The 13,796-nt window shown below is 54.7% G+C and carries 18 protein-coding genes; 7 read left to right on the top strand and 11 right to left on the bottom strand.

From position 1 onward, the window contains the following. Window positions 1-28: 28 nt before the first annotated feature. The 4 genes from ORD20_RS08790 to ORD20_RS08775 all read right to left on the bottom strand — a co-directional run bounded on the left by ORD20_RS08790 (window position 29) and on the right by ORD20_RS08775 (window position 2,539). A complete protein-coding gene (locus ORD20_RS08790) occupies window positions 29-160 on the bottom strand; it encodes a hypothetical protein (RefSeq protein WP_255398080.1) in 132 nt (43 codons plus the stop codon). Window positions 161-246: 86 nt separating this feature from the next. Further along, on the bottom strand, window positions 247-900 hold the full coding sequence (locus ORD20_RS08785) for a ThiF family adenylyltransferase (RefSeq protein ID WP_369825221.1): 654 nt from the start codon (window positions 898-900) through the stop codon (window positions 247-249). A gap of 292 nt (window positions 901-1,192) precedes the next feature. Further along, on the bottom strand, window positions 1,193-2,272 hold the full coding sequence (locus ORD20_RS08780) for an aKG-HExxH-type peptide beta-hydroxylase (RefSeq protein ID WP_103373955.1): 1,080 nt from the start codon (window positions 2,270-2,272) through the stop codon (window positions 1,193-1,195). Between the two features lie 108 nt (window positions 2,273-2,380). Continuing rightward, complete coding sequence (locus tag ORD20_RS08775; protein WP_430626103.1) at window positions 2,381-2,539, bottom strand: hypothetical protein; 159 nt, start codon at window positions 2,537-2,539, stop codon at window positions 2,381-2,383. A gap of 110 nt (window positions 2,540-2,649) precedes the next feature. Here ORD20_RS08775 and ORD20_RS08770 point away from each other — a divergent pair, with 110 nt between their 5' ends. After that, entirely contained in the window at window positions 2,650-3,600 is a 951-nt protein-coding gene (locus ORD20_RS08770; RefSeq protein ID WP_158246106.1) for a helix-turn-helix domain-containing protein, read from the top strand. Between the two features lie 446 nt (window positions 3,601-4,046). Here the strand turns inward: ORD20_RS08770 and ORD20_RS08765 are convergent, their stop codons facing one another. From ORD20_RS08765 to ORD20_RS08750, 4 genes are all read right to left on the bottom strand, one after another. Next, window positions 4,047-4,940: an ATP-binding protein gene (locus ORD20_RS08765; protein WP_103373953.1), complete on the bottom strand. Its 894-nt coding sequence runs from the start codon at window positions 4,938-4,940 to the stop codon at window positions 4,047-4,049. Between the two features lie 70 nt (window positions 4,941-5,010). Then, on the bottom strand, window positions 5,011-5,907 hold the full coding sequence (locus ORD20_RS08760; RefSeq protein ID WP_430626102.1) for an ATP-binding protein: 897 nt from the start codon (window positions 5,905-5,907) through the stop codon (window positions 5,011-5,013). Further along, window positions 5,904-6,980, bottom strand: coding sequence for a hypothetical protein (locus ORD20_RS08755; protein ID WP_430626101.1), 1,077 nt, complete (start codon window positions 6,978-6,980; stop codon window positions 5,904-5,906). The genes ORD20_RS08760 and ORD20_RS08755 overlap by 4 nt, the downstream gene beginning before the upstream one ends. A 13-nt stretch (window positions 6,981-6,993) precedes the next feature. Next, a complete protein-coding gene (locus ORD20_RS08750; protein WP_430626100.1) occupies window positions 6,994-7,233 on the bottom strand; it encodes a hypothetical protein in 240 nt (79 codons plus the stop codon). On the opposite strand from ORD20_RS08750, the gene ORD20_RS08745 reads away from it, so the two are divergent. Then, window positions 7,225-8,283 carry a transposase gene (locus tag ORD20_RS08745; RefSeq protein WP_430626099.1) on the top strand — a complete coding sequence of 353 codons (1,059 nt, stop codon included), beginning with the start codon at window positions 7,225-7,227 and terminating at the stop codon, window positions 8,281-8,283. The genes ORD20_RS08750 and ORD20_RS08745 overlap by 9 nt on opposite strands. Window positions 8,284-8,773: 490 nt before the next feature. Here ORD20_RS08745 and ORD20_RS08740 read toward each other — a convergent pair whose 3' ends face one another. Then, entirely contained in the window at window positions 8,774-9,520 is a 747-nt protein-coding gene (locus tag ORD20_RS08740; RefSeq protein WP_430626098.1) for a DMT family transporter, read from the bottom strand. A 73-nt stretch (window positions 9,521-9,593) separates the two neighbouring features. Here ORD20_RS08740 and ORD20_RS08735 point away from each other — a divergent pair, with 73 nt between their 5' ends. Next, window positions 9,594-10,268, top strand: coding sequence for a hypothetical protein (locus tag ORD20_RS08735; protein WP_103374595.1), 675 nt, complete (start codon window positions 9,594-9,596; stop codon window positions 10,266-10,268). Window positions 10,269-10,352: 84 nt separating this feature from the next. Here the strand turns inward: ORD20_RS08735 and ORD20_RS08730 are convergent, their stop codons facing one another. Further along, entirely contained in the window at window positions 10,353-10,556 is a 204-nt protein-coding gene (locus tag ORD20_RS08730) for a hypothetical protein (RefSeq protein ID WP_207654614.1), read from the bottom strand. 223 nt (window positions 10,557-10,779) lie between these two features. On the opposite strand from ORD20_RS08730, the gene ORD20_RS08725 reads away from it, so the two are divergent. The 4 genes from ORD20_RS08725 (at window position 10,780) to ORD20_RS08710 (ending at window position 13,293) form a co-directional block, all read left to right on the top strand. Next, the gene (locus tag ORD20_RS08725; RefSeq protein ID WP_255398091.1) at window positions 10,780-11,268 is read left to right on the top strand and encodes a recombinase family protein; all 489 of its coding nucleotides are present in this window, start codon (window positions 10,780-10,782) and stop codon (window positions 11,266-11,268) included. 177 nt (window positions 11,269-11,445) lie between these two features. Further along, window positions 11,446-12,228 (top strand): alpha/beta fold hydrolase, encoded by a 783-nt coding sequence (locus tag ORD20_RS08720; protein WP_103374597.1) that lies wholly within the window; start codon window positions 11,446-11,448, stop codon window positions 12,226-12,228. 512 nt (window positions 12,229-12,740) lie between these two features. Beyond that, a complete protein-coding gene (locus ORD20_RS08715; protein WP_369825227.1) occupies window positions 12,741-12,911 on the top strand; it encodes a transposase in 171 nt (56 codons plus the stop codon). Between the two features lie 202 nt (window positions 12,912-13,113). Beyond that, entirely contained in the window at window positions 13,114-13,293 is a 180-nt protein-coding gene (locus tag ORD20_RS08710; protein ID WP_369825228.1) for an integrase core domain-containing protein, read from the top strand. Here the strand turns inward: ORD20_RS08710 and ORD20_RS08705 are convergent. Further along, complete coding sequence (locus ORD20_RS08705; protein ID WP_173677067.1) at window positions 13,205-13,465, bottom strand: hypothetical protein; 261 nt, start codon at window positions 13,463-13,465, stop codon at window positions 13,205-13,207. The two genes, ORD20_RS08710 and ORD20_RS08705, sit on opposite strands and share 89 nt — an antisense overlap. Between the last annotated feature and the right edge of the window lie 331 nt (window positions 13,466-13,796).

Genomic DNA, 13,796 nt, shown 5'->3' with positions numbered 1-13,796 from the left:
ACGCTGGCGCGTCCCCCGGGCATTCTTATTACTCGACGTAGTTGTACTCCCACAGGAGTTGAGCTCCGAAGTCTTGGAGCGCTGCCTGATCGTCTTCTGTCAGTACGAAGAGATCTCGGTTGTCGGCTTCGGTCAGTTCGTTTTCCATGCGTGAATCCATGTGCCTAATCACCTCCTTTCATACGTAGGTTTCCGCACACACTACAACGAGGGTCTTTTGTGATAGGGTGTAGTTCTGACGAAGCATTAGAAAGCACAAGCTCGGCACCCATGGAACGCGGAAACTCTACTCCGGTCACAAATCTGAATATATCCCAGGACGCAGCTCCCACAGTCGACATTGGCTCCGATACAAGTGAACCTCGGACCGGCTGCGGTATTGATAGACAGGCATTTAAATCCCTCTCGTACTGAGGGTAATCTCTTTTTACTTGCGTCCATTGACACTCTATGCATGCGGTTTGACCCGGCACAACCAGCGGCCCAACCTTCGAACCCGCCACTACTACAAACGGAATATTTAGTGATATGCACGCCTCGTTGATCCAACGACGAATGTACCACAATGGCTGATCTGCACACGATACTGTTAAGTCCGGTTTCCAATAAAATTTGCCGTACCACCTCAGACGAGGTGATGTATTGGAAATGAGACTCAATCTCTAGGCTAGGATCCCATTGGTGCAATCTTTCAACGGCGACCTCTACTTTAGCCCGACCAATATCTTCTTCGCGCCAGAACAGTTGACGATTAAAGTTAGATATTTCTATTGCGTCACCGTCAATTAATATGAGTCGTCTTATTCCCAACATAACCAACGATTGAACCATCCACGTGCCTAGTCCGCCAAGCCCAACGACGCATACCCGCGTGCTTTGGAGTTTGCCGAACGAGGACATCCTATCCTGCTCTGGTTCAAACCTTGCCAAGTATGAGATAAGCCGCTCGAATCTGGGACTGATTTCTCGTGGCGGTGTTATGTGTTCGTCCAACAACCCCCTTTCCTTCAATATCCTCACCAAGATTCGGTGACCATGTGTTAATTTTTCTGTACTTATGCCGCGGCAAATGTCGCGCACCTCATCCTTCATATCGATTGGGACTTTGCATTTTCCGCGTTGATGTGCGATAAATATCCATTCCCCTATTGGGAAGACCGCCGTACTTGGCTTAAGTCTAATTTCAGTCAACTTATAATCCCTCCGTCCTAGGTGTCGCGGAGCAGCCATGTATCTCATCCAATAGCCTTCGCCCGGCATCCGTAAGGTAGTGATCGACAGTGCTTAACTGATCAATGCACTGATTGACAATATTGCATACAGCCTCATAACGTTGATCATGGTGTGGAGTAAGACTCGCCCAAAATCTGCTTATCCTGGCAAAGGTATAAGCGGCGTGGAGGACGCCGTCGACGGGGCGTGGGTCCCGTCGCAATGGTGATTTTAGTTTTATGTCGGCTGGTGCAAAGTGTAGACGTTCGCTCACCATTATGGCGTTAAGCTTAATGTGGCCAACTTCATGAATAATGCGTTCCGCTGTCAAATTGGCGCCATCAAGAGCGGCGAAATTTGCGGACAAGAAAATTACTCCGAAAAACGCCTTATCGGTAAAATTGGCGGTGTATTTGCAATCTACCACGACTATCTCCTTTAAAAACGTTAGACAGTCGTCGTAGAATGTATCGGAGGAATTTTTGATCACTACAAGAGCCCTATTGAGCGCTTGCACTGTTTCATCGTCATAGGGAATGAGGCCAATAATGTCTTTCGGGTAGGGAGGTATCGGGTCTCTTTGGTTTAGTTCACTAACATAGTCTTCCAGCCATGGATTCTGCCGCGCGCCCAAAGAAAAGGTCTTTAAGAGTCGAGTTTCCCTTTGGGCCTCAAGCACATCCTCCCTCTTTAATCCCGCGTCTTCATGAAGGCGTGTCGCAATTGTAAGGGTGGGAATGGTACTAATCTTACCCCCTTCGACCACTAAAGCGTAGAACCAGTGAGCATATGAGACCAAATTTACAACGCGTGATAAGTCTCTTTTCATTAACCCCGTGGCCATCATGCTTATCCACCGGGAAAAGTATGAAGACGACAACAGCAACCGTGCTGATATATCTTCTTCACACAGTGCGATTAATTCATCCATACGAACCATGTTTTGATTGGCAGTATATTTGGCTAAAATCCTTCGAATGCTTCTGAGTCCAGCAAGATTTCCCTGTTGAACGAGGCTGATCCAACGCTCATTGTTTTTCGCCGATAGAAATTCTGGCATGGTTATGTGTCTCGTTCACGTTGGTTGGGGACTCGCTGCCAGGAACAGTTCCGTGTTGTCCCCTTACCACTTGTGTCTTGTATCTCCATGACGTTTAGAAGTCTCGCGTTACGGGGAGCCGGGATCAGTCAAGCCTTGATGTAGTGGTGTGCTGGATGCAACGGCAACTTGTGACTGACTTGGGTTACCCATGACACCATAGTTAATCGACGAAAACATCCAGCCAAGAGCTAAAACCAATAATGCATTCCGTAAAGCCAATTTCATAAATATTCCTCCCGATTAACTAATTGTGATATTTATGATTTTTTGATATGTTATCAAACAATAGACATTCACGAGGTGAATATTTACCACAATCGAAGGAGAAAATTCACGTGAAAATAGGGGCAAAATTTCGGGCTGCTAGGTTGGCTCTCGGACTTACCCAACAGGAAGTCAGCGAAAATCTTTGTGATCGGTCATACGTTAGCCTCTTTGAACGAGACAAAGTATCGCCTCCTGTAGAACTCGTTGTTGAATTAGCAAAACGAGTAAAAATCTCTGTGAGTAAACTGTTGGAAACTGCGGATGAACCAGTTCGCAATCGCTCGCAACTGCTTTTCACAGACGATTTGGTTGGGCATGGGCAAGTAAACGTTGCTCTTCAACAACTGGAACAGTTGTGGTGGGACGCCATCTCGGGCCACGATACTGCCCTTGCCTACGAGATTTACCACCGTGTGCTTCGCCTCATTAACACTGGTATGACACAGGTAGATGTGTCATGGCTAACGTCTTCGATTATGTGGCTTCTTGGTCAAGGCAAAAATGAATGGGCACTCCATCTCGGATATCAGCTTCAACGGATCTTGTTTGAACGTGGACAATGGCAATCGGCAGTGAGTTGGGGCAAAACCCTCATGGCACTCGCTCCCCCGCTAGACATTCGTGTTCGCGCCGGCATTGGAACTGCTTCTGCTTTGTTACGCCAAGGAGATTTTTACCAAGCCGAACAGCAATATATTGACGTTTTGGAGTGCATTCCTGCTAATTTCAAGATTAAGACGCAACCCGTGGCGGCGTTCATACACCATGGGTTATCAGCTGTTTATGGAAGAACCAACGCATGGCAGAAGGCGTACACGAATGCTGACTTAGCGGTCGCTACTTACCACAAGCCATCTGCAGAGTATTGGTTGGCTATGCAAAACGTGGGGATCATCCGTGGGCAGCTTGGACATCGCCGAGAGGCATTGGTTATCTTGTCGAAGTGTGAGGAATATTGGATTCAGGCGAAAGATAGTTCTCGCGTTGCAGATTTAAAACAAGACCTAGAACTTCTATGAGACTCCATCCTGCATGCAATATTCCTAATATTGTGTTGCATCACCCCTAATTTCATGAACTTGCCGAGGGAATCCAGGTGTTAGTCACAATACTAAGCTAACAGTCCTACAAGCACCTGCATTTGTTCGGTAATGTGTGGGTCTCTCATGGCCTGCTTGACTTCCTCTCTATTACTTCGAGCCAAGACGCCCAACACCTTGAGCGGTAGGTCATTTCGTTGGAGCAATGCTAGTTTTACTATATCCTCGGGGTGGCCAGCGTCCGCAGGATGTCTGTGGTTTTAGAGGGGTTCTCGGCCACAGCTACACGTACCCCGAAGGAGTAGCTTAATAGGCTTGGGTGGTGGGTCATTGTTGCAATGTGGTGAGTAGGAAGTTTGGGCGGAATTGCGGCAGCCTTGGCTATATCCGAGTTTTTATCCCGGGTGGTGCCCTTTTTTGCGTCATTAGGAGGACCGGGCGGGGGCTGTGTCATCTGCCAACGCTGCTAACACCCGCGGAAGATCCGTTGAGAGCACCTCCCGCGGCGTCGCATACTGCGTGCCGAGGAGGGTGTTACAGAAGGCCCGCAACCCGTCGGCATTGAGACCCCGGTGTCGGGCCGCCTGCCACAAGGCTTTGACCTGATCGTCAGTCAACCGGGCCGGCGCGGGCGGGCCATCACTCAACCAGGCTTTTAAGGTCCGCGCCACCTCATCCCCAGGTTGGCGAATCACCGCTTGCGCCAGCGCCCGGCAGCGCGTCTTGGTAATCACCAGCCGATTCGTCTGATCGAGATCGCCCACCACATCAAATTCAAAGTCCAGCCCCTCGCGCTGAATCGGTTGCATGCCGACCTTGCGCACCACCGTTTTGCCCCGGTCGTCTTTTTCTTGCACATAGGCAATTTTCGACCGCAGCGTCGCAATGATATGCACCGGGGCGTGCAGAATTTCCTCAATTAACTTGTTATGCTCGGGCGAGACGGTCCGCCAGGCCGTATAGCTATTGCCGCCGCGTTCTTGGGCGGTGGCCGCATCATGCATGTCCAGGACACCACCTTTGCCCGCCCAGGCATGCGACAGCGAATCAATAATCAGCACGTCATAGCCGCCCGCCACGGCCGCCCGAATCGCCTCAATATATTCATGCGGCGCAAACGTCTCGAGTTCGAGGACATCAAAGGCAAACTCATCGGCATATTTGGAAGCCGAGCCACGTTCCGAGTCAATCACGGCCACCCGGGCCCCCAAGGCGGTGGCAATCCGCAGGCTGCTATAGGTCTTGCCGGACCCCGCGGGGCCGATCAAGGCTAAGCGGAGATAGCTGAATTGTTTGGTCGCCGGACGAAATTGTTTCATGCGCATCCACTCCTTTCGATTGTGATAAGGCGAAGCTGCCTGTCGACGCCCCCGCCGGCAGGCGGGGGGCTTAGGCCGACGCCGCGGGATCGGCCGGCGTGTCTTGGGTCAATGCCGCCATCACCCGGGCAAACTCGGGTTGGGTTAACTCCCGGGGATTCTGATAGGTCGTGTGCAAAATCCCGTTAATCCGGCGCATCAACTCCGGAACACTGACCGGATGCGCCTTCACCCAGGCGCCTAACGTCTGCATCGCGGCGTCGTCCACCAACGGATCCGCGCCGTCCTGGAGCCACGTCCGCAAGAGGGTTGCCACCTCGGCGCCCGGTTCCGGAAAGACCCCCCGCGAAAGCGCGGCGCATCGGGTTTTGGTGATCGTCAAGGTATGGTCCTCATCGAGCGTGCCGACCACATCGAGGTCAAACTCCAGCCCGTCTTGCTGAATGGGGCGCAACCCGACTTTCCGCACGGTGACTTTGCCCTGCGCGTCGGTCTCGACTACATAGTCCACGCGGGACCGCAATGTCACGAGGACATGCAACGGCGCCTGCATAATGGCCTCGATCAACGCGTTGTGTTCGGCGGTCACCGCGCGCCAGGCCAGCCGGTCGTTGCCCCATTGGTCCGGGCCCGCGGCCTTCGCTTGCCGCTCGAGGATGCCGTCCTTGCCCGCCCAGGCATGGGAGAGCGAGTCGAGAATCAGCACGTCATAGCCGTACGTGCGGGCCGCGGCAATCGCGTCCAAATACGCCTGTGGGGCAAAGCTGCCTAAGGGCAGCACATCAAAGGCGAACAAGGGCGCATACAGCGACGCCGAATCATGTTCGGTGTCGACCACCGCAATGCGCGCACCCAAGCCCTGCGCGAGCCGCAAGGCGGTATACGTTTTGCCCGTCCCGGCCGGGCCGACTAACGCCATCCGCAAAAAATGGCGGTGTTTGACGGCCGGGGTAAAGGGATTGGTCATGAGGATCGCCTCCTACGGGATTTGGTGGGAATCGGGTGTTGCACGGTCCACCGGTCATACGCGGCCCCGGTTTTTTGATACGGCTGGAGCGCCGCCTCGGACACCACGCCATCGGCCACCACGGCTTTCCAATCCGTGGTCGTGCGGCCAGGGATGACGGTCCGTTTGAGGCGGACATCGTCGGCTTGCAGCGCCGCGGCCTGATGCGCGGCCAGCACCTCGCGAAACGTGGCCTCCAGCGATTGCCGCCGCGTTTTCAGCACCTCGAGATGTGCTTCGAGCGCCTGCTGTTCGGTCCGTAAGGTGGCATATTCGGCCACATCCGCCGCGAGCGGGGGCGCGACCGCGACACAGGCCGCGGCGTCGTGCGTCGTCGTGATTTGCGATCCCCAGCACGCGTCCCAAAAGCCGCAGCGTCGCAAGCCCTGCGGGGTGTGCCACGCACACGGGTAATGGGTGGCTTGATAGTCGTCAGGAATGGGCAGCGGCGTTTTCAGCACCGTAATGGCCAATTGGACTTCCATCAATCCCACGACCAAGGTCCGCGCCAAATCAGGGTCATACACGACCGGATACGACCGGATTTCGCCCGTCTCTTTGATCCAGTAACTAATTTCCGCGGTCGCGCCGCGCGCGTTGCCATAAAAGTGAAGATATAACGTGACCTGGGCCACATGCGCCGGCAACGGTAAATCCGGGATCCGCTTTTCGGTCGTGGTTTTGCATTCGACCAGATGCGCAATCGGATCGATCCAGAGGTCAATATGCCCGACGCCAAAGTCGGTCACGACCTCCACTTCGCGTTGAATCTGGCCTGGAAACTGCGGCTCCCACAGCGCCGCAATGCGGTCTTCCGCCCAATGGCCGGTCTCAAAGATCGCGAGTTCCCGGGGCGTGGGGGGCGTTGGCACGACGCCTAAGGCCCGCAGCGTCTGCCGCCGGGCACATTGTCCGGCTTCCGAGAGGCGAATTTCGTGGGGATTAAACTTGGGGGGATCGGCCAGCGTGGCCGCCCAGTGGGCCTGTTGGAGCGCCGCCGTGGACCACGGGGCAGTAACGGGGGGCTGGGACATCAGCATGACCTCCTTATACCGCGCGATAATGATGATAGGCCGCCAATTGCAAGGTGGGACTCTGGGCAATGCCCTGACGCACTTGGCGGAGTAATCGGGTGTCCAGCGCCGCGAGCCGCGGCGCCGCTTGGGTCAGCCGCCAGGCGTTATAGGCGTGATTGCACGCCTGATGGCTCAATCGCAGGCTCAGCAGTTGTTCCAACCGAGGGGCGTGCGCCCACAGCGCCGAGGCATAGGGCACGACATGTTCCACCGACACCGTCGTCGCGGTCCATGGCTGGCCACACCAAAAGCAGCGGCCCGCCTGCACCGCCGCCAGTTGAGCGCGCAATGGCTCATTGCCCATCCCGGCATCACGGTGGTGAGCCGCGACCGGGCGAAAGGCTATGGGAAAGCGATTCGTGACGGGGCGCCGGGCGCCCGGCAGATTGCGGATCGGTGGCACCTGTTGGAGAATCTGAGCGACGCGATCCAGGACGTCGTCACGCGCGTTCCTCCGCCGATTCGGGCTCCCACCGCGCCGAACCCTCTCAGCGACTCGTCCACCTCTCTCCCTCGGGGGGTGATGCACCAACAGGAACGCTACGCCGAGATTCACGCACTCGCGAGCGCGGGTTACCGGGTCGCCGAAATCGCACGCTGTACCGGCTATGATCGCAAAACGATCCGCAAATATCTCGACGCACAGGATGCCCCGGTGACCTCCGACCGCGCTTCGTCCCCTCATATGCTGGATACGTGTACTCCACTCCTGGAACGGCTTTGGGCTGACGGCACGCGAACCGCGAAAGCGGTGGCCGCCGCTTTACATGACGCCGGTCATCCGGTGAGCCCGTCGACCGTGACCCGCTGGCTGCGCCAGCGGCGCACCCAAGATAAGACGGCAGCTTCGCCGCCTCGTCGTCGGATAACCCGGCGGACGTGGGTCGCCTGGTTTATGGTGCCCTTCCCGGCGTGGCCGCGCAGTGCGACCACTCTCTTGAGTCACCTGATGGCTGCCTCGCCCGTCTATCGCCAGGTCTGGACCTTAGTCCATCAATTTCACACGATGGTGACCCATCGGCATGGACAAGCCTTGGCGGCCTGGATTCGGGGAGCCAAGGCGAGTGCCATTCCGGAGATCGTGCGGTTTGCCAAGGGGCTCGAGGCCGATTGGGCGGCGGTGCACGCGGGTCTGACAGAATCATGGAGCCAAGGAATGACTGAGGGATTTAATACCCAGATCAAGTATCTCAAGCGCGTCATGTTTGGTCGGGCCGATTTCGATCTGTTACGGGCGCGCATTTTACACAACCAATCGTAGGACAACGCTAAACAATCCATGGGGACTCGGCGTTGCCCTGGGATAGACGGCGGCAGCGCGTGAACTTCCACCGTCATGGGCCGCACCGAGAGGGGCTGACGAGATCCTCGTCGACCTATTCGGCACCATTCGAACCACACGGCAAGGACCATGCTCCCATTCTGCCTATCTTTCAGCAAAAGTGCGGGAGAGCCATTTTTATTTGACCATATACAGGCATCCGTTAAGAGGACGTTGAGGGGACTCTGGCGCGCAATGGCATAGGCCACCGCCAGCGTGATCGGCAAGACCGTCCCGGCTAGGAAGAGGCACCAGCGCCGCGCCGATCGTCCCCAGAACGAGCAATAAGATCAGCAAGAATGTCAGGCATCTAGCATGATGGTGACTATGTTGGTGTCTAGTTCTCATGCAAGGTGGAAATCCAATATGCGCAGTGAATGAGTACAAAGAGGTAAGCAATAAACCCACGGCAGCCCACTCACAAGAACGATTAGCGACCGCCTCTACGCGGCGGATGTATATCCAAAAAAAGGACCGCTATAATAGCAGCGAACACAGGTTCTAACGTAAAGATTAATGCCACATAGGATGCGGAGGTCTTTTGCTGATAGTGCGCTTGAGCCCAATAAGCAAAAGCGGTGCCGAAAAGTCCATTTAGAACCACGGCGAATATGACCATGGGATGCAGCCAACTTGATATGGGGCTCCAAGCTTGCGTGTGTAAAAACAGTGTGGTTATTAGGCTCAAAAGGGCCACTGTGATGATTTCCACGGTGGCGAGCGCAAGAGGATCAATACCTGGAGCCCATTTGTCGACATAGATAATTTGTAAAGCGATGAACACTGCGCATCCTACGGTATAGAGGGACCCCAGAGACCAATGACTGAGAAATGCTACACCATCTAAGAGGGCTAAACCCAACAGGGCCGTGAATACGGCGAACCATGTCCGTCTGGATGCGGAAAGGCCAAGGAGCGGAATGGCCAACAAGGGAACCAACACGACGTTTAGGCCTGTCAAAAAGGCCGATATGGCGGGCTCGATGCTTTGAAGGCCCAAAGTTTGCAGGGCATAGCTCAAAAATAAAAGTACGCCGAGTGCAAAACCCACCTTCAATACGTGGAAACTGACGAGTTTGTTCCGGCCACCGGGCCGGGCCAACGCCATCATAACCATCACGGTTGCCGCGAGTAGGAACCGGACCGCTAAATAAGGAAAGAATAGTGAAATCTTCATAACGTGTGATACAACAATATTAGATTGTTGTTGACCAAAGGCATGTATTGCGTAAGCGGAAAGAGGGATGACGATGACAGCCGGATTATTTGTTCTTGCGGCCCTTTTAGCATTGATATTTGCTGGCGCGTTAGTAAAGCGTTACCAGACGCACCACGCCCCATTTTACCTGTGGTGGACGATTTCTTTTGGCCTATACACGCTGGCCTATCTAGCCGAAGCGCTGACGGTGAATAGTCACTGGAATCTTCCTATTTATGATATCTACATCGTGGCGTCTGCGGGCCTTGTGGGATCGATGTCGGTTGGCACGGCGTTTCTGGCCTTTAAGAAAGGGCTGGCGAAGGCCTATGCGTGGTTTGTGTCGTTGTTGGGCATCGCCTTAATCATCGCAACAATTGCCACCCCTCCCGCTATTCATGGCTCGTGGCTCGCTTTGAATGGCGGGAAAGGTGGCATCATTGGCTTAACGCAACTGTTCTATGTGTTGATGGCATCGCTTGGTGGGACCATTGTCGTCCTTGGTGCCCTATGGTCGTGGTGGAAAACCCGGCGCTATTACAATCTTTTAATCGCAGCAGGAGCCCTCATTGCGAGTACGGGCGGTACGATGGCTTCACAGGGTGTGGGTCTCAGCATTCTGCCGGTGATGAATATTGTGGGGCTAGTATTGATTTTCCTCGGTTATATTTATTCACGGTCGTCTGCGCAGGGGCGGTTGTCTCGGCCCATGGCAAAGGGGGCATAGCGGCTTTAAAAACAAGGAGCCGTCAGATCGTGACGGCTCCTTGTTTGGTGCGCCCGGCATGGGCGTGTGCTAAGTCGGGCTTTATTAATCTTGCCCAGGGAAGGCGGCCATGATTTTTCGAATTTCGGGGCCATAAGACAACAAATCCAGGAGTCGGGCGGTGAAAAAGAGCATGCAAGAGATTACGTTCTGAAACGGGGTCGTGCAGATGATGCTCAGTTGCAGCGCATCTTCTTGCAAGGCCAGCGTTTGCTCGGCCGTCGACACGCGGGCGTATCCGATGAACATCAAATCCCTCCCTTCTAGTGTTGCAGAACTCAGGTCTCCTGTCTATTCTGAAACACGCTATTTTGCAACAGAGTTTTGCAACACCATCTATGCGATTTTCGAGGCTTGGAGATCGCGGGGACGAGACAGTGCAAAAACGGTCGTTTGTAGCACGTCGGTGATTACCGGCTAAGTCCACCTGCGTTTCCTCATAACTGCGCCTTTCTTAAGATCCGCACAAAAGGTGGGCTGTGAAAAAATCTTTAGGGATGTGATGTCCGGCAGCACCACTGAGCGCCCCGGTCTCTCCGAGGCCCTGGGCTATGCGCGATCGGGGGATGTTCTGATCGTCTGGAAACTCGATCGGCTGGGGCGGTCCTTGGCGCATCTGATTGAAGTCGTTCAGCAACTGCACACGGAGGGCATCGGATTCCGGAGTCTCCAAGAAAACATGGACACCACGACGTCCGGCGGCCAGCTCATTTTTCACATTTTCGGGGCCCTAGCTGAGTTTGAGCGCGCGCTGATTCGGGAGCGCACGCAGGCGAGGTTATCGGCCGCACGGGCCCGCGGACGGATAGGGGGCCGGCCCCCGCGATTGTCCGCCGACCAGATTCGGATGGCGCAGCGGCAGTTGCAAGATCCCGACCTGACGATGGCAGAGGTGGCCCAGGCTTTTCATGTGTCGCGGACCACGCTCTACCGGGCATTGAAAAAAACTGCACAGGGATGATGCCGAGGCCATCCCCATCCTACCCCAATCATCGTCGGTTAATCCGCGAACGGGGCTGAGTGTCTCGTAACGTTTAGCTTCCCACTGTCGAGTCGCTCATCTTGACACTAAGAGTGAGTCTTCGAGACTCGCGGGTTTTATGTCGAGTAATACATTCAGTTTTTGGGAGGGGTCGCCTTGCGAGACTTTCTATTGAAGGGGTCAAACTCAAGAATCCGGTATCATGATTTGCCAGGAGAGGACATTCCTATCCTATTCATTCACGGGTTAGGCTGTGCTGGGTCGTTTGACTACCCCGAGGTTGCCAGTCAATCACAGCTCGCACACCACCGACGTATCCTCGTCGATCTACTGGGTTCGGGTTTCAGTGATAAACCGAATGATTTCGGCTACACCATCTCTGACCACGCAGAATATCTGGTGGACTTTGTCTCGTCTCTTGATGTGGATCGATTCGTTCTCTTTGGTCACAGCCTTGGGGGAGCCGTGGCGCTGTCGTTTGCCGATCACTATCGGGATCGCATTGCGAGGATCATTTTAAGCGAAGCCAATTTAGACAGCGGTGGCGGCTCCACGAGCAAAGCGATTGCGGCCTATGCGGAGAAAGACTTTCTCGATCGCGGTTTTCAGGAGATTCTTGCGCAAAATCGACAGACCGGGAACGAAACGTGGGCCGCCAGTTGTGTAGTAACGTTTCCCTTGGCACTTTATCGCGCCGCTCAGTCCGTGATTGCGGGCCAGAGTCCCTCGTGGCGAGACATTCTCTATGCGTTAGACTGTCCTAAAACATTTATTTTTGGTGAAGACTCGTTGCCAGACCCAGACATGGAGGTGTTAAAGGACCACGGCATTCACATTGAAGTCGTGCCCAAGGCGGGTCATTCCATGGCGTGGGAGAATCCGAAAGGTTTGGCAGCCGCCATAAAGAATGGGATTGAGCTGGACTTACGAGAACCTTAAGTGTGCCCTAACTCGCTGTAGTAGGGAGGGGCAAGATCTGCCGCCCAGCATCCTCGAACGGGAAGCCGCATGGCACTGTGTAAAGGCTCTGGAAATGCGCGATCCGATCCCCGGCGCATTCCAAATGCTTCGATGAGTCGATCACTCTCGGGGGCATTAATTCCTCAGCTGAAGGGCAAGTGTGAGACAGATCGTCGTACGGCAGGGCACGTTGTCCTGACAGACTCTGTCTCCTTTTCTCCTGCCTCTGTTGCGACGGAGCCCGGAAGCACTTTCCAGAGGCACACACCGATAGAGCGCGAGCTGTATCGGTATGAACCGCCACTCCTGAGCTTAGTCGTCAACCGACTAATATTGAGCAGGAAATTCTTGGATGTTAGTCTAAATTGTGGACACCTCGCATGGAGACATGATGATACAATCATTCTCCATTGAGGTGAATCCGATGGCCAATCCATAGGATCGCGCGTTTAAAGAACAAGCGGTTCCACGCGTGTTGACCCAACAAAAAAGTGGCGCGTGAACTGGGCATTCCCCCTAAGACCTTATATGGTTGGGTTGCCGCGTATAAGGGCGATCCGGTGGAACCCTTTGTCGGGAGGGGGCCTCGGAAAGCGGAAGACCAAGCCCTGCGCGATTGGCCACGACGCATTCGGGATCTCGAAGAGGAGAATGCGATCTGAAAAACAGCGATGCGCCTCGTCACCCACGATCGGAAGTCATCGTTCCGGTCATTCATGAACACCGCTTCCCCGTCTCGATCAGAAGATGTGCCCGATTCTCGACATCTCGCGAAGCGGGTCTTAGGCCTGGTGCCATCGTCCACCCAGTCCCCGGGCGCAAGCCCGGGCCCGGCGGGAAGGGAATTGCTATGATAATGCCCTGATGGAATCCTGGCATAGCCTCCTGAAAAAGGAGCTCATTGACCTGACGAAATTTCGAAGCCGAGAGGAAGCCGAACGAGCAATCTTTGCCGCTATCGAGATTTTCTATAATCGGCAGCGCGTCCATAGCGCCCTAGATTATCAGACTCCACCCGAGGCTGAGGCGGCATATCCAGCGTGATCGGGATAATGTCTCCATTTTGGGTGTCCATTTTATTGACATAGGTCCAACCTTGATCCGCCGTGGGGAGCGGATTGAGCCCAGGAACATACTGGGAATGCGGGAGAACGCTATAGGCTTGATGCCGACGTCCGACGAGGGAGCCAGCGTGGTAGTCGTGACGATATGCCATGAACTCGCGGCCGCGTATTTCCCGGGAACGAGAAAGTCGGCGGCGATCCCCACAATGTGGAGCCACCGCCATTTTCGCTTTGGTGATGGCTTGTGAGGATTTTCTATGCGCCGTAATCCTCCACGGTTCGGAGAAAATGATGCCCCAACCGGTCACAGATCGTACACGGTTGCGTCAATAGCGATCAGACGAGCACAACCCAAGCTTTCCCCATGACCGGTCTAGCGTTTGGAATCCCGTCATGGTCATAGGGCGATCCCACGTGGCCTATTCCGGACCGTTCATATCTTCGCGCCCTTGCCTCTCTGGCTCTATGTAATCCCATCAAATT

The organism is Sulfobacillus thermotolerans, assembly GCF_039623705.1.
GTDB classification, from domain to species: Bacteria; Bacillota; Sulfobacillia; order Sulfobacillales; family Sulfobacillaceae; genus Sulfobacillus; species Sulfobacillus thermotolerans.
The sequence above is the reverse complement of the archived record's forward strand: the minus strand, read 5'-3'. Positions and strand labels throughout refer to the sequence as shown.

Bases quoted from the DNA above. Each gene is read 5' to 3' on its own strand.
- ORD20_RS08790 (WP_255398080.1), bottom strand. From the start codon at position 160: ATGGATTCACGCATGGAAAACGAACTGACCGAAGCCGACAACCGAGAT.
- ORD20_RS08760 (WP_430626102.1), bottom strand. From the start codon at position 5,907: ATGACCAATCCCTTTACCCCGGCCGTCAAACACCGCCATTTTTTGCGG.
- ORD20_RS08755 (WP_430626101.1), bottom strand. From the start codon at position 6,980: ATGTCCCAGCCCCCCGTTACTGCCCCGTGGTCCACGGCGGCGCTCCAA.
- ORD20_RS08730 (WP_207654614.1), bottom strand. From the start codon at position 10,556: ATGTTCATCGGATACGCCCGCGTGTCGACGGCCGAGCAAACGCTGGCC.
- ORD20_RS08710 (WP_369825228.1), top strand. From the start codon at position 13,114: ATGGAATCCTGGCATAGCCTCCTGAAAAAGGAGCTCATTGACCTGACG.
- ORD20_RS08745 (WP_430626099.1), top strand. From the start codon at position 7,225: ATGTTCCACCGACACCGTCGTCGCGGTCCATGGCTGGCCACACCAAAA.
- ORD20_RS08780 (WP_103373955.1), bottom strand. From the start codon at position 2,272: ATGCCAGAATTTCTATCGGCGAAAAACAATGAGCGTTGGATCAGCCTC.
- ORD20_RS08765 (WP_103373953.1), bottom strand. From the start codon at position 4,940: ATGAAACAATTTCGTCCGGCGACCAAACAATTCAGCTATCTCCGCTTA.
- ORD20_RS08735 (WP_103374595.1), top strand. From the start codon at position 9,594: ATGACAGCCGGATTATTTGTTCTTGCGGCCCTTTTAGCATTGATATTT.
- ORD20_RS08740 (WP_430626098.1), bottom strand. From the start codon at position 9,520: ATGAAGATTTCACTATTCTTTCCTTATTTAGCGGTCCGGTTCCTACTC.
- ORD20_RS08705 (WP_173677067.1), bottom strand. From the start codon at position 13,465: ATGGCATATCGTCACGACTACCACGCTGGCTCCCTCGTCGGACGTCGG.
- ORD20_RS08775 (WP_430626103.1), bottom strand. From the start codon at position 2,539: ATGAAATTGGCTTTACGGAATGCATTATTGGTTTTAGCTCTTGGCTGG.
- ORD20_RS08785 (WP_369825221.1), bottom strand. From the start codon at position 900: ATGTCCTCGTTCGGCAAACTCCAAAGCACGCGGGTATGCGTCGTTGGG.